General features: G+C 35.8%; 17 protein-coding genes. 15 read left to right on the top strand and 2 right to left on the bottom strand.

Annotation, left to right across the window (positions count from 1 at the left end):
• Nucleotides 1–3: 3 nt before the first annotated feature.
• The 4 genes from sov (at nucleotide 4) to AACP56_RS16680 (ending at nucleotide 8,795) form a co-directional block, all read left to right on the top strand.
• Nucleotides 4–7,161 (top strand): T9SS outer membrane translocon Sov/SprA, encoded by a 7,158-nt coding sequence (gene sov / locus AACP56_RS16695; protein ID WP_445227711.1) that lies wholly within the window; start codon nucleotides 4–6, stop codon nucleotides 7,159–7,161.
• Between the two features lie 93 nt (nucleotides 7,162–7,254).
• Nucleotides 7,255–7,635 carry a glycine cleavage system protein GcvH gene (gene gcvH / locus AACP56_RS16690; RefSeq protein ID WP_339338585.1) on the top strand — a complete coding sequence of 127 codons (381 nt, stop codon included), beginning with the start codon at nucleotides 7,255–7,257 and terminating at the stop codon, nucleotides 7,633–7,635.
• Nucleotides 7,628–8,026, top strand: a complete 399-nt coding sequence (locus AACP56_RS16685) for a VanZ family protein (RefSeq protein ID WP_339338583.1) — start codon at nucleotides 7,628–7,630, stop codon at nucleotides 8,024–8,026. The genes gcvH and AACP56_RS16685 overlap by 8 nt, the downstream gene beginning before the upstream one ends.
• Nucleotides 8,027–8,090: 64 nt before the next feature.
• Entirely contained in the window at nucleotides 8,091–8,795 is a 705-nt protein-coding gene (locus AACP56_RS16680; protein ID WP_339338581.1) for an energy transducer TonB, read from the top strand.
• A gap of 78 nt (nucleotides 8,796–8,873) precedes the next feature.
• On the opposite strand, the gene AACP56_RS16675 is transcribed toward AACP56_RS16680, so the two are convergent.
• Together AACP56_RS16675 and AACP56_RS16670 are read right to left on the bottom strand one after the other, a co-directional pair.
• Nucleotides 8,874–9,299, bottom strand: a complete 426-nt coding sequence (locus AACP56_RS16675) for a hypothetical protein (RefSeq protein ID WP_339338579.1) — start codon at nucleotides 9,297–9,299, stop codon at nucleotides 8,874–8,876.
• Nucleotides 9,300–9,379: 80 nt separating this feature from the next.
• A complete protein-coding gene (locus AACP56_RS16670) occupies nucleotides 9,380–9,775 on the bottom strand; it encodes an MBL fold metallo-hydrolase (RefSeq protein ID WP_339338577.1) in 396 nt (131 codons plus the stop codon).
• Nucleotides 9,776–9,890: 115 nt separating this feature from the next.
• On the opposite strand from AACP56_RS16670, the gene cyoE reads away from it, so the two are divergent.
• From cyoE to AACP56_RS16615, 11 genes are all read left to right on the top strand, one after another.
• Nucleotides 9,891–10,790, top strand: coding sequence for a heme o synthase (gene cyoE / locus AACP56_RS16665; RefSeq protein WP_339338575.1), 900 nt, complete (start codon nucleotides 9,891–9,893; stop codon nucleotides 10,788–10,790).
• 7 nt (nucleotides 10,791–10,797) lie between these two features.
• The gene (locus AACP56_RS16660) at nucleotides 10,798–11,379 is read left to right on the top strand and encodes a cytochrome c oxidase subunit 3 (protein WP_339338573.1); all 582 of its coding nucleotides are present in this window, start codon (nucleotides 10,798–10,800) and stop codon (nucleotides 11,377–11,379) included.
• Nucleotides 11,380–11,470: 91 nt separating this feature from the next.
• Entirely contained in the window at nucleotides 11,471–12,448 is a 978-nt protein-coding gene (locus tag AACP56_RS16655) for a cytochrome c oxidase subunit 3 (RefSeq protein ID WP_339338571.1), read from the top strand.
• Nucleotides 12,449–12,500: 52 nt separating this feature from the next.
• Entirely contained in the window at nucleotides 12,501–12,884 is a 384-nt protein-coding gene (locus tag AACP56_RS16650) for a cytochrome C oxidase subunit IV family protein (RefSeq protein ID WP_339338569.1), read from the top strand.
• Nucleotides 12,885–12,959: 75 nt separating this feature from the next.
• Nucleotides 12,960–13,592, top strand: a complete 633-nt coding sequence (locus AACP56_RS16645; RefSeq protein WP_339338567.1) for a hypothetical protein — start codon at nucleotides 12,960–12,962, stop codon at nucleotides 13,590–13,592.
• The gene (locus tag AACP56_RS16640) at nucleotides 13,573–14,316 is read left to right on the top strand and encodes an SCO family protein (RefSeq protein ID WP_339338565.1); all 744 of its coding nucleotides are present in this window, start codon (nucleotides 13,573–13,575) and stop codon (nucleotides 14,314–14,316) included. Before AACP56_RS16645 ends, AACP56_RS16640 begins: the two co-directional genes overlap by 20 nt.
• Nucleotides 14,317–14,850, top strand: a complete 534-nt coding sequence (locus AACP56_RS16635) for a DUF420 domain-containing protein (RefSeq protein ID WP_339338563.1) — start codon at nucleotides 14,317–14,319, stop codon at nucleotides 14,848–14,850.
• Entirely contained in the window at nucleotides 14,847–15,077 is a 231-nt protein-coding gene (locus tag AACP56_RS16630) for a hypothetical protein (protein ID WP_339338561.1), read from the top strand. Before AACP56_RS16635 ends, AACP56_RS16630 begins: the two co-directional genes overlap by 4 nt.
• A 94-nt stretch (nucleotides 15,078–15,171) precedes the next feature.
• Complete coding sequence (locus AACP56_RS16625; protein ID WP_339338559.1) at nucleotides 15,172–16,422, top strand: ABC transporter permease; 1,251 nt, start codon at nucleotides 15,172–15,174, stop codon at nucleotides 16,420–16,422.
• 3 nt (nucleotides 16,423–16,425) lie between these two features.
• Complete coding sequence (locus AACP56_RS16620) at nucleotides 16,426–17,685, top strand: ABC transporter permease (RefSeq protein ID WP_339338557.1); 1,260 nt, start codon at nucleotides 16,426–16,428, stop codon at nucleotides 17,683–17,685.
• An 80-nt stretch (nucleotides 17,686–17,765) separates the two neighbouring features.
• Nucleotides 17,766–18,878 (top strand): efflux RND transporter periplasmic adaptor subunit, encoded by a 1,113-nt coding sequence (locus tag AACP56_RS16615; RefSeq protein ID WP_339338555.1) that lies wholly within the window; start codon nucleotides 17,766–17,768, stop codon nucleotides 18,876–18,878.
• The last annotated feature ends 9 nt before the right edge of the window (nucleotides 18,879–18,887 follow it).

The raw sequence follows: 18,887 nt of genomic DNA, 5'->3' as shown, positions 1-18,887 counted from the left end.
AGTTTGAAGATAGGGGTAAAATCATCTCTTAAATCTAAAAGATTTAAGCAACTTTTCTTTTGCATAATGCTTCTTGGTGTCGTAAATCTTACGATGGCACAAGATAACAATGAGCAACAGGTTGATTCTGTTAAAACAGGATTTGAAACTGGAAAAATCTTATTGGAAAACCCTGACAGTATAGTTTCAAAATATGTGTATGATTCAAAAATTGACCGCTACGTTTATAATGTAACAGTAGGGGATTTTAACGTTAACTATCCACTATACTTGACTCCAGACCAATATTTTGAATTGGTTAAAAAGGAGTCAATGAAATCTTATTTTAAAGAGAAAATAGATGCTTTTACTGGTAGAAAAGAAGGTTCAGAGGAAGCTCGTAAAAACTTACTACCAAATTTCTATGTAAACAATAACTTCTTTGAATCTATTTTTGGTGGAAATACCATTGAGGTAATACCTCAAGGTTCGGTAGCCATGGATTTAGGGATTATCTGGCAGAAAAACGATAATCCTGCGCTTTCACCTAGAAATAGAACAAACTTATCTTTTGATTTTGACCAGCGAATAAGTTTAAGTATGCTTGGAAAGGTTGGTGAAAGATTGCAGGTTACTGCCAATTATGATACTGAAGCTACTTTTGATTTTCAGAACCTTGTTAAACTGGATTATACACCGACTGAGGATGATATCCTTCAAAAAATTGAAATTGGTAATGTAAACATGCCTTTAAATAGCTCTTTAATAACAGGAGCGCAAAGTTTATTTGGTGTAAAAACACAGTTACAGTTTGGTAAAACTACGGTTACTGCAGTTTTTTCTGAGCAACGCTCACAAAACAACACTGTTGTTGCGCAAGGGGGCGGTACATTAAATGAATTCGCCCTCACAGCTCTAGATTATGACGAGGATAAGCATTTCTTCTTGGCTCAATATTTCAGGGATAATTATGATGCTGCCTTAACTAACTACCCTTTCATCCAAAGTCAAGTTCAAATTACCAGATTAGAGGTATGGGTGACCAATAGAAATCAACAAACACTAAATGTAAGAAACGTTGTTGCTATTCAAGATTTGGGGGAAGCTGTTTCAGAGCAAACTAGGATTGGACAGCAAGGGGGGGCTCCAGCAGGTTTTTTTAATGCTTCTTCGGCAAATGGGCTGCCACAGAACAATGCCAATGATTTTGACCCAGATTTAATAGGGGCAGGTGGTGCTTTAACTCAATCCATTAGGGATATTGCCACAGTTGATGCTGGATTCAATGTTCCTGGCTATGTAGTTAATCAAGGATTTGATTATGCTATTTTAGAAAATGCAAGAAAGTTGGAACAAGGTCGTGATTATCAATTTGACCAACAATTAGGATATATTTCATTAAATCAGCGTTTAAGTAATGATGAGGTTTTAGGCGTTGCTTTCCAGTATACTTTTAATGGACAAGTATTTCAAGTTGGGGAATTTGCAAATGGAGGTATAGATGCCACAACAGTTTCTGGGGGTGTTAACCCTATAGTTGAAAATAACACTTTGGTATTAAAATTACTCAAGAGTAACATTACCAATGTAGAAGATCCTATTTGGGATTTGATGATGAAAAACATTTATGCAACGGGTGCTTTTCAATTGAGTCAAGAAGATTTTAAACTTAATATCCTTTATTCAGACCCAACACCACGAAATTATATCACTCCTGTAGACCCAAATGCTGGATGGCCAGTTGGGTTTGAAGACCGAATATTGATTAACATTTTTAATCTGGATAGATTGAATATCTACAATGATGTACAAGCTGGCGGGGATGGCTTTTTTGATTATGTTCCTGGTATAACTGTTGATACACAAAGTGGACGTATCATTTTTACCAAGGTAGAACCCTTTGGAGAATTTCTTTTTAATGAGTTAGGTGGAGGTACTTACGATGTTGAAAATGACCAAGGGTATAATGTAAATCAACAGCGCTATGTATTTAGAAATATGTATGCCAAGACAAAGGCGGCCTCATTACAGGATGCTGAAAAAAACAGATTCCAATTAAAAGGACGATACAAATCCCAAGGTAATAATGGTATCCCTATAGGAGCTTTTAATGTGCCTAGAGGTTCCGTAAGGGTTACGGCAGGCGGTCGCCAATTACAAGAAGGAATCGATTATACAGTGAATTATCAAGCGGGTACAGTCCAACTTTTAGATCCAAGTTTGGAGGCTTCAAATACTCCTATCAATATATCCGTAGAAAATAACGCAGTATTCGGACAGCAAACCAGAAGGTTTACGGGAATTAATGTAGAACATAAATTCAATGAGAATTTTGTTCTAGGAGGAACACTTTTGAACCTAAATGAAAGGCCTCTCACTCAAAAAGCAAATTTTGGGGTAGAGCCAGTAAACAACACTGTTTTTGGTTTAAACGGCAATTTTAGTACTGAGGTTCCTTTCTTAACGAGATTGGCAAACAGGCTTCCAAATATTGATACGGATGTTGCCTCTAACCTTTCTATAAGGGGAGAAGTAGCGGTTTTACAGCCAAATTCTCCAAAAAATGCAGATTTTCAAGGAGAAACTACAACATACCTAGACGATTTTGAAGGTGCACAAGCTTTAATAGATATTCGCTCTTCTTTGGGTTGGTCGCTGGCTAGTCCACCACTGGAATTTTTACCAGGGGGTCAACTGGAAGGCAGTTCTCCTGAAGACCCAAATAACCTATTAAATGGTTATGGTAGGGCCAAAATGGCTTGGTATACTATCGATCCAATTTTTTATACAAATCAACGACCAGATGGGGTTTCTGATAATGATATTTCATTAAACCCCACACGAAGGGTTTTTATAGATGAGGTTTTTCCTCAAGTAAACATTGCGCAAGGACAGACAACTGTACAGGGTACTTTGGATATTGCTTATTATCCAAATCAAAAAGGACCATATAATGCAAATCCAAATTTTGGGGCCGAGCAACCAAACGAGAAATGGGGAGGTTTAATGCGCTCCTTAAGTAGTACTAACTTTGAGCAATCCAATGTGGAATTTGTGCAGTTTTGGGTATTAGACCCTTATGTGGATGGTGTAACTCCACCAACTAATGCGGGAGAGTTAGTCTTGAATTTGGGTAACATCTCTGAAGATATTTTAAAAGATGGTAAAAAGCAATATGAAAATGGTCTTCCAGGAGTTGGTAGTAATGATTTGGTAGCTCCAACCTCTTGGGGAGAAGTACCGGCCACACAATCACTGGTGTATGCTTTTGATGCGGACGAGACTAATAGAAGTTTACAGGATTTAGGTTATGATGGGTTAGCAAATGCGGAAGAAGCCACTATTTACAATGGACCTGCGGAAGACCCAGCATTGGATGACTATCAATACTATTTGAACAGAGAAGGAAGTATTCTAGAGCGATATATTGATTTTAATAACCCAGATGGAAATTCTCCTGTAGCCGTAACAAATACTAACCGAGGTTCTACAACCTTGCCAGATGTTGAGGATATTGACCGTGATTTAACCATGAACACGGTAAATAGCTATTATGAATATCGCATACAGATACGGCCCAACACAACTATTAATAATCAATATGTTACGGACATAAGGGAAGGTGTGACTCCAGAACTTCCAAACGGAACACAATTGAATAGAAGATGGATTCAATACAAAATTCCGTTAAGTGATTTTACAGATGCTGTAGGAGGTATAACAGATTTTCGTTCCATAAGTTTTATGCGGATGTATTTAACTGGTTTTACAGATGATGTTGTGCTGCGTTTTGCGACTTTAGATTTGGTAAGGGGCGATTGGCGTTCATATACAAACACCTTGCAGCCTGGCATAGATGATATCCCCGAGGATGATGGTACTATTACTGATGTAAATGCAGTGAATATTGAAGAAAATGAGCAAAGAACACCAATTCCGTATGTGCTCCCTCCTGGAGTAGTTAGAGAACAATTAAATAACAATAACACTATTATCAATCAAAATGAGCAATCTCTATCATTTGTTGTTGAAAATTTAGAATCTCAAGATTCGAGAGGGGTTTTTAAAAATGTGAATATTGATGTAAGGCAGTATGAGCGTATAAAAATGTTTATGCATGCCGAGAAAATTGTGGATAGTGATTATTCCAATGATGATACTCCTTTAGTTGGTTTTTTACGAATTGGAACAGATTTTTCGGAGAATTTCTATCAGATAGAATTGCCATTACAGTTTACACCGTTTGGCTCTGGAACAGCAGAGGATATTTGGCCAGATGTAAATGAGTTGAGTATAGATTTGTCAGATTTGAACAAAGTAAAATCCTTGGGTATTGCCAATCAAACTTTGAATGATATCAATTATTATGAGGTAATTGATGGAGAGGTAGTACCGGTAGACGAGTTTGCACCAAGAACCTTGGGAAGGAATAGAATAGGTATAAGAGGGAACCCTTCATTGGGTAGTATCCGTAGTATGATGATTGGGGTAAAAAATGACGATGATTTACCAGCTCGGGGTGAGGTTTGGTTCAATGAGCTTCGTTTGGCTGGCTTGGACAACAATGGTGGTTGGGCAGCTGTAGCAGCTCTGGATGCTAACATGGCAGATTTTGCGAATGTTTCTGCAACAGGTAGCACTAGTACTTCAGGTTTTGGTTCTATAGACCAAATGCCAAATGAGAGACTTAGAGAAGATGCCATGGCATATGATGTGGTCACTAATGTGAATGTGGGACAATTATTTCCAAAAAAGTGGGGGCTACAGATACCGTTCAATTACGGGATTGCGGAAACCTTAATTACTCCAGAGTTTGATCCAGTTTATGATGATTTAAAATTAGACGATAGGATTGCTGCTGCGCAGATAGCCGAAGAGGCAGAGACCATTAAGGAACAAGCGGAAGATTATACAAAACGAACAAGCATTAATCTTATTGGTGTTCGTAAAAATAGAGGGGAGGAAGCTGAGGAGAATTTTTATGATATCGAGAACTTTACTTTTAACTATTCCTATAACGAAACAAATCATCGTGACTTTGAGGTAGCAGATTTGCAAGATCAAAATGTAACCACTGGTTTTGTGTACAACCATAATTTTAAACCTGCTCCATTAGCACCATTTGCCAAAAAAGATTCACTATTTACGGGAAAATACTGGAAATGGTTAAAAGAATTGAACTTAAATCTATTGCCCACAAGTGTTTCGGTAAATGCAAATTATAATCGTTCTTTTAATCAACAACGTTTTAGGGATGTTTTAGAACCAGGTGTCGATGCATTGGATTTGCCTTTGCTACAGCAAAGAAATTATTTATTCAATTGGCAATATGCTTTAAACTATAGCTTGACCAAATCACTTAGAATAAACTTAACAGCATCCAATAATAATATTGTACGCAACTATTTTAATATAGATGAAGACCCAGATTCTGGGATAAATCAAGATTTAGATTTATGGGATGGTTTTTTTGACATTGGTGAACCAAACAGGCATGCGCAGCAAATGCAGTTGAACTATAAACTGCCTTTTGATAAAATCCCTTTCTTAAGCTTTATAGATTCTGAATATTCCTATACCAGTAATTTTGATTGGCAACGTGGCGGGGATGCGTTAAGAGAAGTAGCAGGTGAAGACATCAATACCGTACAAAATGCAAATACGCATAATCTTATCATGAATATGCAAATGCAAGGTTTCTATGATATGATAGGGTTGAAAAAGCGTGACGGTAAAATTGCTCCTGCTAGGTCCAATCCACTGATTAGAACTGATAAGGCCGGTAATCCATCATCTAAACAAAAGGATGAAAAACCCAAAAAGAAGTCAAGCAAAGCTTTTAACACTCTGGTGGATATTTTAACGATGGTAAAACGTATTAATGTAAACTATAGTGAAAACAACGGGAAGGTACTACCTGGTTACACACAATCCATTGGATTTATTGGTACAAGAAGGCCCTCTTTAGGTTTTGTTTTTGGTAGTCAAGCTGATGTACGCTTTGAAGCTGCAAGGAATGGATGGCTAACAACTTTTCCCGAATTCAACTCCCAATATTTAGAAAACACAAATAAACAATTAAGTATAGTTGCTACAGCCCAACCAACTCAAGAATTAACAATAGATTTAACGGCCGACAGACGTTTGAGTACTAATTATCAGGAAAATTTTCAAGTAAATGATTTAGGATTTGGTCAATTTGAATACGAAAACTTGTTAGGCAATAACTTTGGAAACTTTAGTATTTCCACAATGATGATTGGAACCGCTTTTGGAAAAAGTGATGAGTTTGATTCCAAGACTTTTGAAGAATTTAAGGCAAATAGGATTACAATCGCGAATAGGATTGCGCAAGAACGTGGAGTTGCTCCAGGTAACCCTGCGACTGGAGAGTTTCCAAATGGTTATGGGAATACACAGCAAGAAGTGCTACTGCCAGCATTTTTTGCCGCATACTCAGGTCAGGATGCTAAACGCGTGAATTTAGATGCTTTTAGAGAGATTCCTATTCCCAACTGGAATATTAAGTATACAGGATTGATGAAGCTTAAAGGGTTTAAGAAGAAGTTCAAACGCTTTTCCATTAGTCATGGATATCGTGCAGCTTATAGCATAAATTCTTTTCAAACCAATTTAGAGCGTCAAAATAAAACAACCGCAGAGAATGGGGATTTTTTACCAGAGAACATTATAAATAATGTGATTTTAAATGATGAGTTTAGTCCATTGATGCGAGTGGATTTTGAAATGAAGAACTCTTTAAGCGTTTTGGCTGAAGTAAGAACAGACCGTACACTTTCTTTAAGTTTTGATAATAACCTTTTGACTGAGATTAATGGAAAAGAATATACTGTTGGACTTGGTTATCGCTTTAAGGATGTTAAGTTTGTAACAAATATTGGAGGCCAAAAAACCCGTTTAAAAGGAGACTTGAATTTAAAAGCAGATTTATCACTTCGTGACAACATTACTATAATTAGAAACTTGGACATTGACAATAACCAAATTACTTCTGGTCAAAACCTATGGTCAATCAAGTTTACCGCAGATTATGCATTGAGCAAAAACCTTAACGCATTGTTTTTCTACGATCATTCCTTTTCAAAGTTTGCCGTTTCAACCGCTTTTCCACAAACCACTATAAATACTGGCTTTACTTTACGCTATAATTTTGGAAATTAGAACGTTGATTTTCCTTTGAAAAAGCATTTGGAATTCTTTTGAAAACTAGTATTTATTCCCCTACATTTGTTTGCATATCAAAATAGCATTCAAATGAATATACCTTCAGAATTAAAGTATACAAAAGACCATGAATGGGTTAAGATAGATGGTGACGTAGCAACTGTTGGAATTACCGATTTTGCCCAGGGAGAGCTTGGCGATATTGTTTATGTTGAGGTGGAAACTTTAGATGAAACCTTGGATAAAGATGAAGTCTTTGGAACCGTGGAGGCAGTTAAAACTGTTTCAGATTTGTTTTTACCTCTTTCTGGCGAAATAATTGAGTTTAACGAATCTCTAGAAGATGAACCGGAAAAAGTAAATTCTGATCCATATGGTGATGGCTGGATGATTAAAATTAAAATTGGGGATTCATCAGAAGTGGAAGAGCTGATAAGTGATACAGATTACAAAGAATTAGTGGGTGCTTAAAAAGCATGCTTATACAATTTTATTTATAAGCTGGGTGATGTTCATTACATCGCTTAGCTTATTTTCTTTTCCAGAGTTAGATAATGACACAGGGATACGAATACCTTATGCAGATAAAATAGCACACTTTATTTTTTACTTCGTTTTTGTGGTATTGGGTTTTTTCTTTCTTCAAGAAAGAAGAGTCAAACCTTCTTTTAAACCTTTGAAAACAACATATAAAATAATGGTTGTTGCGATTATTTATGGCATATTAATTGAAGGTTTACAATATATAATGCCATTTGACCGTGCAGCTGAATTTTTTGATGTATTGGCAAATAGTGCAGGGGCAATTTTTGGTGGTTTACTCATCAAAAGCTATCTTTCACTCATCAAGAAGTTAAAATGACTCATTATAATTGTCATTTTATAGAATTAATATTTAAATTAGCAAACACTAAAATCAAAAAGATATGGAACCAAAAAAGAATCCAAAAGCTGATGTAGGTCGAAATAGCAGTCTTTATTTCGTAATTGGGCTTGCTGCGGTTATGTTGTTGGTGTATGGAGCTTTAGAATATAAAAACTACGATGATGATGGGGGTTATGATATTAGTTTAAATGTAGAAGACCAGTTAGATGAAGAAGTTCCTATGACTGAACAAATAAAAACTCCGCCACCGCCACCGCCACCAGCTGCACCTGAAGTAATCGAGGTTGTAGAAGACGAGGAAGAGGTAGAAGAAACTGTAATAGAGTCTACTGAAACCAGTCAAGAAGAAGAAGTTATGGAAGTTGAGGATGTTGAGATGGAAGAGGTTGAAGAAGATATTTCTGTACCCTTTGCCGTTATTGAAGACGTACCTGTTTTTCCAGGTTGTGAAGGGTCAAGTAACAAGAAGGCTTGTTTCCAAGAGATGATGCAAAAGCACATTCGTAAAAACTTCCGCTATCCAGAGATTGCTCAAGAAATGGGTGTCCAAGGAAGAGTAAGTGTTGTTTTTGTTATACAGAAAGACGGTAGTATTGGAAATATTAGAATGCGTGGTCCAGATAAAAATCTAGAAGCTGAAGCAATGCGTATTATCAAAAAGCTTCCAAAAATGACCCCAGGTAAACAAAGGGGTAGAGCGGTAAAGGTGCCATTCAGTATTCCTATTACCTTCAAATTACAATAAAAGTATTTTATTACATATACAAATTAAAAACCCTTATTTCTATAAGGGTTTTTTAATGCTCTGGTTTTAGAAGATTAATTACTTTTTAGATAAACTTTTATACAAAGTTTCTCTCATACGCTCTGGATTAATATATCCACTTCCATGAGTACCGTCGTATTTAGAAGTTAAATTGACATCAACTTTTACATCTTCTAATGATTTTCCAGAATCTACGGCGACTTGCATATTTTCTGTAATTTCTTCCAACATCTTAACATAAGACTGTAGTTCTTTTTTATTTGAAGGCCGTCCATGACCTGGAATAATTTTAGTTTCTTCACCAATTACCAATAATGCCTTTTTATGGGCTTGTATATACCCTTCTATACTGCCACCACTTTTTAAATCTATATATGGATAACGACCAGAAAAATAAGTATCGCCCATATGGAGCACATTTTCATTTACAAAATAAACCATGGTGTCTCCATCAGTATGTGCATTATGAACATGAAATAACATAATGGTCTCATCACCTTCAAAAAAGGTAAGGTCTTCAGAAAAGGTTACTTCAGGTAAAGTTTTATTAAAATCTTCTAGACTTATTTTTTTGCATCTAGGTGTTCCTTTCCTTTTTTGTTCAAGCGTTTCCTTACATTTTCATGGGCTACCAAGGTTGTATTCTCAGAATTAAAATTTACATTACCTCCGGTATGGTCGCCATGCATGTGCGTATTGACCAAATATGAAATTGGTTTATTGGTGAGTGTTTTTATTGATGCTTTTATTTTTTCGCTAATATTAGCGAATTGGTCATCAATCATATAAACGTTTTTTTGCCCGACAAAAATTCCAATATTTCCACCGCGACCAGTTAACATGAAGATTTTATTGGATAGTGTATCAATGGAAATAGTGACTTCCTTGTTTTGCGCTTGAACTTTAGATACAAATGATAAAAGAATGGATAAGAATAGGATGAAAGTATTTTTTTTCATTGTAGGTGGTTTTCGACTTAGACGTCCAATCAATCCAAAAATAACATAAAGACTTATAATTCGTTGCAAAAGAAGGTGTCTGGCTGTATCTTTGCATGCCAATATCTATATGAGAATGAAGTCTGCCACAGGCACTGTCAAAAACTCCAGTTTAACATTAATTCTTACTGATTTTAAAGAAATCACTAAGGTCAGGTTGGCGGTAAGTGTTGTGTTCTCTTCAATAGCAGGTTATTTTCTAGGAGCGTATACATTGGAATGGTCTGCCATTTTACTTTTGGCTTTTGGGGGTTATTGTATGGTAGGTGCTTCAAATGCATATAATCAAATCATAGAGAAGGATTTAGATGCGCTGATGAAGCGTACACAAAACAGACCAATCCCAGCAGGAAGAATGTCTGTGCAAATGGCTATGACTATTGCAATAGTCTTAACAATTTTGGGAGTATTGTCTTTATATATTTTAAGTCCAAAGACAGCTATGTTTGGCGCTATTTCAATTTTTCTGTATACCAGCGCCTACACCCCCTTAAAGACTAAAACACCACTTGCGGTTTTTGTAGGTGCCATCCCAGGTGCCATTCCTTTTATGTTGGGTTGGGTAGCTGCGACAGATGATTTTGGTATTGAGCCTGGCACCTTATTTATGATTCAGTTTTTTTGGCAGTTTCCACATTTTTGGGCTTTAGGTTGGATGTTGGATGAAGATTATAAAAGAGGGGGGTTTAAGATGTTGCCTACCGGTAAAAAAGATTCAGGTACAGCATTGCAGATAATATTGTATACCATTTGGATGATAGTAATTTCTATAATGCCTGTTTTTGGTTTTACTGGAAGATTAAACTTGTCTATTCCAGCTGGAATTTTAATTCTTTTTATGGGTATAACGATGCTTATCTTTGCTTTTAAGCTTTATGAAAAAAGAGATAATAAATCAGCAAGAAACCTAATGTTAGCAAGTGTAAGTTATATTACTCTTATGCAAGTAGTTTATGTTATAGATAAATTTATTTAGTTTTTATATGGATTTAACCCAAGGGACACCAAAAGAAAAACAGGACAGATCAAAAAAGATGATGCTGTGGTTTGGTATTGTGAGTTTAATTATGGGCTTTGCGGGATGGACCAGTGCTTACATTGTTAGCAGTAAGCGTGAAGACTGGCTAGATAATATTGAGCTCCCACAAGCTTTTTTAATTAGTACAGTCCTAATTATCTTAAGTAGTTTAAGTTATATTCTTGCGAAAAGGGCGGCTAAGAAAAATAATCAAAAGCAAGTGACCAATTACCTTCTTGTTACATTGCTTTTGGGAATAAGCTTTATTGTTTTCCAGTTTGTTGGTTTTTCCCAAATGCTGGAAAGCGGTTATTATTTTACTGGCCCAACAAGTAATATTAAAATGTCCTACATATTTCTTATCGCATTTGTACATATTTTACATGTAGTGGCCGGTCTAATATCATTACTAGTTGTAATAACACAGCAGTTAAGAAAAAAATATTCACCTGAAAACATGTTAGGATTGGAATTAGGGGCCACTTTTTGGCATTTTCTAGATATTCTTTGGGTGTATTTGATACTATTTATGTTTTTTGTAAAATAAATCGCCTTTAGGAAAGTTTTCAATCCAGATTATCTTTTTCAATACAGCAAAAGATGTAAATTTGCTAAAGTTTTATTAAAACGACTTTTTTATGGACACAACGGCAACGACCGGTACTGAAGAAAACGTTTGGGGGGGAGGAAATAAACCTCTAGGAGCAAGCTACGGTAAAATGATGATGTGGTTTTTCATTGTTTCTGATGCTTTAACATTCTCTGGCTTTTTGGCAGCCTATGGATTTTCAAGATTTAAGTTTATTGAAACTTGGCCAATAGCCGATGAGGTATTTACCCACGTTCCGTTTTTTCATGGAAACTACCCCATGATTTATGTTGCCTTTATGACATTTATCCTAATTATGTCTTCGGTTACTATGGTATTGGCTGTTGATGCGGGTCACCATATGAAACAGAAAAAGGTAGTCCTTTACATGTTTTTGACCATTATTGGAGGGGCTATTTTCGTTGGTTCCCAAGCATGGGAATGGGCAACGTTCATTAAAGGTGATTTTGGGGCATTAGAGACAAAAGGAGGTCGTGTACTACAGTTCGTTAATGCAGAAACAGGCGAAAGAGCTGCAATTGCTGACTTTGCAACTGTGTTGGAAGAGGACAGGGTTGCAAACACAAGAGATAAAGGTATCTGGTTTAATGCTGATGAAAGTACACTCACATCACTTTCCTTAAATGAGGTTATAACTGGGTTTAAAGCCAATCCAAATATTTTAATACGTACAGAAAAAATAAGTGAAGAAGGTGAAAAAACCCTTCTGAACAGAGAGGAATCTTTGCTAAAGTTAAACGATGCAGTGCGAGTTGTTGAAGGAGCAAATTTAGTTCGCAACGAATATGGTAGCCGCTTGTTTGCAGACTTCTTTTTCTTTATTACTGGGTTTCACGGTTTCCACGTTTTTTCAGGTGTAGTTATCAATATCATTATCTTTTTTAATGTGATAATAGGGACTTATGAGAAACGGGGTCACTATGAGATGGTTGAAAAAGTTGGTCTGTACTGGCACTTTGTAGATTTGGTGTGGGTATTTGTATTTACATTCTTTTATTTGGTATAAATTTTAAATTTCACTTCCGTGTAAATGGAAGTCTTTATAAAGATTACGCGACATGGCGCACGAACATAAATTAGAAATTTTTAGAGGTCTGTGGAAGTTTAAGTCAAACACTCAAAAGATTTGGGGAGTATTGGCATTTCTTACCCTAGTAACCACCATAGAAGTCGTTCTGGGTATTATTAAGCCAGATTTTTTGACTAAGACGTATTTCTTAGAGATGAAATTGCTTAACTGGATATTTATTATTCTTACTTTGGTCAAGGCATACTACATAGCTTGGGATTTTATGCACTTAAGGGATGAAAAAAGTTCTTTACGAAGAGCCATTGTATGGACTCCAATCTTCTTGGTAGTCTATTTGATAACAATTTTGCTTTTTGAAGCCACTTATATTTATGATGTATTCAAAAGTGGTTTTATGGCTTGGGATTTCTAAAAACTTAAGTGATTAATTAAAGTTTAAAGACGGTTATTAAAGCCGTCTTTTTTATTTTTGTATAGCTTTCTAAATATGAAAAAGGCTTTCGTTTTAATAGTGTTATTTATCCTCCCACTTGTGGCTTATATATTCTTTGCCTCTGGGGTAAATAACTTTGGAAAGCTGCCAATTTTAACAGAATCAATACAAGATATTTCTTCAATATCAAAAAATCATACGCTAGAAGATAAGATTACAATTTTAGGTTTTTTAGGCAGTGATATTGAGCAGGTAAAGGGCAATGTATTCAATCTTAACCAGAAAATCTATAAACGTTTTCATGAGTTTAATGACTTTCAAATGGTTATGATAGTTCCCTTAGGAGCAGAAAATATGGTCGAAGGGTTAAAAAAAGAATTAGGGCAGTTCACGGATACTAAAAAATGGAATTTTGTTTTTGCAAATCCAGAAGAAATAAAGATGCTGTTTAAAGGTTTAAAAACAGATTTGAAGCTTGATGAAAATTTAGGGAACCCAAGTGTTTTCATAATCGATAAAGAGAGAAATTTAAGAGGCAGGGATGATGATGAGGAAGACGGAATTAAGTATGGTTTCAATACCATATCTGTTGCAGAATTAAATAATAAGATGGAGGATGATGTGAAAATAATCCTTGCAGAATATAGACTAGCATTAAAAAAGAACAATGCCGACAGGAGTAAATAATAGCAAAAAGTATACTTATGTATGGGTGTCATTAGTGATACTGGTATTTGGTATAATTTTTATCCCAAGGATTGTGAATCGCTTAAAAAATAAATCTGTAGTCCAAAAACATAGATTAGCGGATACTAATACCATAAGTGACCTTTCATTTATTGTCAATAATGGAAAAAAAAGAAAGGTCCCAGCTTTTTCCTTTTTAAATCAGGATAGTCTTTTGGTTTCCAATGAAGATTATTTGGGTAAAGTTTATGTGGTGGACTTTTTCTTTACTACATGTCCAACTATTTGCCCCATTATGACAAAAAATTTAGTGGAACTTCAAGAAACATTTAAAGAAAATGATGCTTTTGGTGTTGCATCTTTTACAATTAACCCCAGATACGATACTCCAACCATATTAAAAAAATATGCCGAAAAGTATGGTGTTACGGATATGGATTGGCATTTAATGACAGGTGAACAAGATGAAATATATAAGCTTTCTCGTGAAGGGTTTTATATTTTGGCCAATGAAGCAGTTGATGCTCCAGGAGGATTTGAGCATTCCGGAATGTTTGCCTTGGTCGACAAACAAGGATATATCCGCTCAAGAAATGATCGCTTTGGAAACCCATTAATTTACTACAGAGGTACCATTACAGAAAAGCAAGGAGTTAATGATGAAGGTGAGGCGCAACAGATTACCATGCTCAAAGAGGACATAAAAAAACTATTGATTGAATAGATGAAGAAGAAAGTAGTTGATGAAAAAAAGATAAAAGTTTGGATAACTATTTTATCAGTTGTTATTCCTTTGGTTGTAGCACTTTTATTTGGCTATAAAATACCAAATGCTAAACCACTTAGTTTTCTTCCTCCTATTTATGCAACCATAAATGGATTGACAGCTATATTTTTAATTGCTGCCGTCGTGGCCATTAAGAAAGGAAAGCAAAGGCTACATCAAAATTTGATGACAACCTGCATTACTTTTTCTGTTGCTTTTTTAGTAATGTACGTTGCTTATCACATGACTTCTGAATCTACGTCCTTTGGAGGTGAAGGGGCAATCCGTTATTTGTATTTCTTTATTTTATTATCGCATATAGTACTTTCAATAATTATCATACCGTTGGTTCTAATCACCTATAGCAAGTCTTATTATCTTAAGGATTTTATCGCACATAGAAAATGGGCAAAATATACTTTTCCTATATGGCTTTACGTTGCTATAACAGGTGTCATTGTATATATAATGATTTCACCATACTATCCATGAATAAAAAAATTGCATTAATATTAGTTATTGTGTTTGCTCTTTTTCCAGAATGGGCAGAAGCACAATGTGCTATGTGTAGGGCTGCTTTGGAAAGTGAAGCGGATAATAGTCAAGCAGAAGGTATTAATAATGGAATAGTCTACCTGATGGCAATACCATATATCTTGGTGGCAGGGTTATTTTTCTTTATTTATCGTAAGTTAAAAAGCAGAAGTACAGTAGTTTAACATTTTTTTACAGAAAAAGTGTAACAAATAAGACTAACTTCAGTCTTATTAAAAGTACGGTAACGTATTCATCAATCATCAAAAAACCAACCCAATGTTTGACATCGAAAGATGGCAAGAGATATTCGACACCATTCGCAAAAATAAATTGCGAACTTTCCTCACGGGTCTTTCTGTTGCTTCGGGAATTTTCATACTTGTTATTTTATTAGGCTTTGGCCAAGGCATGCAGAATGGTATAGAAGCAGAATTCAAAGGTGATGCCGCTACTAGTATATGGGTGTGGCCAGGGAGAACAACTATTGAATACAAGGGTCTTAATCCAGGTAGAAGAATTCAACTCCGTAATGAAAATTTTGATGCTATAACAAGTCAAATGGGAGAAGAATATGATAAAGGTTCTGTACTTTACTTTCCCAGAGGTGTAAAAGTAGTTTACAACAATGATCTTCTGGTCTATAACGTTGCTGGTACTACAGGTGACTTGCAGCCCATAGAAAATGAATATCTATCTGAAGGGCGCTACATAAATGAGGCAGATGTTCGTAACAATGCCAAAGTGGCTGTTATTAGTAATAAAATCAAGAGAGAAGTTTTTGCAGATTTGGATTCACCACTTGGTGAGTATTTGACAATTTCGGGGGCTGGATTTAAGATTGTAGGTGTTTTTGGGGAATATGGTGATGATGAGGGGGAAGAGGAACGGATTTTTATACCTATAACAACAGCTCAGCTTGCTTTTAATGGAAGTGATAAAATTAACAATCTGAATTACCTGTTGCCCGATCAAGGGTCACTTAATGCTACTGTTGCAAATACTGATAGGTTTATCAAGGAAATGAAAACGTATTTAAACGAATACCATGGCGTTTCCCCAGAAGATGACAGGGCTATCCGTGTTTGGAATCCGATTGAAGAAGCTAAGCGTTACTACGGACTCACAGGCAACATTAAGTTTTTCTTTTGGTTCGTAGGGGTTTGTACCATTATTGCAGGTGTTGTTGGTGTAAGTAACATTATGCTTATTGTGGTTAAAGAACGAACCAGGGAAATTGGCATTAGAAAAGCTCTAGGGGCAAAACCTTGGGGAATTGTTGCTATGATTTTACAGGAATCTGTATTTGTAACGGCCATTTCTGGATTTACAGGATTAATTTTTAGCATGGCAATTTTAGAGGTTGTAGGCCCTAATGTAGAAATCGATTATGTGGTAAACCCATCAGTTAATTTTGCAGTAGCATTTACAACAGTTATAGTTTTAGTGGTTGCAGGAGCTATTGCTGGGTTTTTTCCAGCTTGGCATGCAGCCAAAATACATACAATAGAAGCATTAAGAGACGAGTAGACTATGTTTAATAAAGACCGTTGGAAAGAAATCATAGAAGTCCTTACCAGTAATTGGTTTAGGACCATACTTACGGCTTTTGGTGTCTTTTGGGGTATTCTTATTTTAATTATACTCCTTGCAGCTGGTAAAGGTCTAGAAAACGGTATAAAACAAGACTTTAACGGCGTAGCCACTAATACTATGTTCATGTGGACACAGAACACCACGATGGCATATCAAGGACTTCCAGAAGGAAGAAGATTTAACTTTAAATTGGAGGATGTAGAATTGCTTCGTCAAAACGTACCAGAGCTTAAGATCATTTCACCTAGAAATGCTCAAAGAGGACCAAGTGGAGTTGATAATGTAATTTATGGAACGGAGACAGGCTCATATCGAATTTTTGGAGATTATCCAGAAATAATTATGCAAAATCCTATGTATGTTGCACACGGACGATTTATAAATCATAATGATATAAAAGAAAAGCGTAAAGTAGTGGTCATCGGAGATGGAATTAGAAAGGATTTATATGAAGAGGGTGAAGAGGTTTTGGGAACCTACCTTAAGATATCTGGGGTTAATTTTATGGTGGTTGGCACTTATAAAGAAAAGACGAGCAATGGAGGTAATCAAGATAGTGAACGTCAAATATATGCACCTTTTACCTCTTTTTCCCAGGCATTCAACAGGGCAGATAACGTGGGTTGGATGGCTATCACAGCTAAAGATGGAAAATCTATCAGCAATCTTACTGATAAAATAATAAGCACAGTTAAACAAAGTAGAAAAGTACATCCAGATGATGAAAGGGCGATTGGTTTTTTTGATCTTTTTAGACAGTACAATCGAGTTGAGACACTTTTCAGTGCCATGCGTTGGATTGCTATTATAGTTGGCACTTTAGTACTAATATCAGGTGTCATAGGCATCAGTAATATTATGTTGATTGTGGTTAAAGAACGTACAAAGGAAATTGGGATTCGTAGAGCGTTGGGTGAAGATCCTTGGTCCATAAAAAAACAGATTCTTATGGAGTCTATTTTTTTAACAATAATATCGGGAATGGCAGGGATTATTATGGGATCATTATTTATTTATGGCGTTAATGCACTTTTAGACAATGTAGGACCAGTGGATATGTTTTTAAACCCTAGTGTAAGTGTAGGTGTTGTTACAGTTGCCTTGCTTATTTTAATACTATCCGGTTTGTTGGCTGGGTTTATTCCCGCCCAAAGTGCAATTAAAGTCAGGCCAATAGATGCATTAAGAACAGAATAATAACTAAGTATAGCTAATTATAGAATTCTCCTTATGGGGACAATTTTAGAGGTTTTCCTCACAAATTAAATCAATCAAGAATGAAAAAATCAGTAACCATTATCATCTTATTAGTCATCATCCTCGGGTTTGGAGGGGCTATGTACTATTTGTATCAAAAGAATTCAGAAGATCCGGTTGTTTATGAAACAGAACAGGCTTCTAAACAAAATATTATAAAAAAGACGGTAGCAACCGGGAGTATTTTGCCTTTGGAAGAAGTATTGATAAAGCCTAATATTTCAGGAGTGATTGAAGAGGTCTATGTTGAGGGGGGCGATTATGTAAAATCTGGTGATTTACTGGCAAAAATTAAGGTTGTACCTAATTTGAATGCGCTTAATGATGCTCGCAACGCAATAGAGGATGCAAAAATCAGCCTTGCTAATGAAAAACGTAATTATGATAGGCAATTGTCCATTTTTGATAAAGGAGTTATTTCCCAAGCAGATTTGGATAGGGCACAATTAACTTATGATCAAGCCAAACAGGCCTATAATGCGGCAAATAAGCGTTTTGATATTGTAAAAACTGGAACAACAAGTGGATATAGAAACGCTGCAAATACGCTGATAAAGGCAACGGTTAGTGGAATGGTATTAGAAGTACCTGTTGAAGTAGGAAATCAAGTGATAGAAAGTAATAATTTCAACGAGGGTACCACTATTGCAGCGATTGCAGATGTCGAAAAAATGATTTTTGAGGGTAAAGTTGATGAATCTGAGGTTGGAAAAATCAAAGAAGATTTACCTCTTGAAATTACGGTGGGAGCTATAGAGAATCAGGTTTTCGATGCGGTTCTTGATTATATAGCACCAAAAGGGAAAGAAGAAAATGGTGCTATCCAATTTGAAATTAAGGGGACACTCAAAAAACAAGATACCACTTTTATAAGAGCAGGCTTAAGTGCAAATGCATCTATCATATTAGCAAGGGCGGACAGTGTTTTAGCTGTAAAAGAGGCTTTGGTACAGTTTGATGAAGATACCAAAAAACCTTTTGTAGAAATAGAAAATGGAGACCAGCAGTTTGAACGTAAGGATATCGAATTAGGTATTAGTGACGGTATCCATGTAGAGGTAAAATCTGGCATTTCTACAGACGATAAAATAAAGGTTTGGAATGCCATAGAGTCTGAAGAAGACAACAACTAACCTTTTAAC

This window comes from Croceitalea sp. MTPC6 (genome assembly GCF_036985525.1).
Taxonomy (GTDB): Bacteria; Bacteroidota; Bacteroidia; order Flavobacteriales; family Flavobacteriaceae; genus Croceitalea.
Note: the sequence above shows the minus strand (reverse complement) of the source record. Positions and strands in the feature narration are given on the sequence as shown.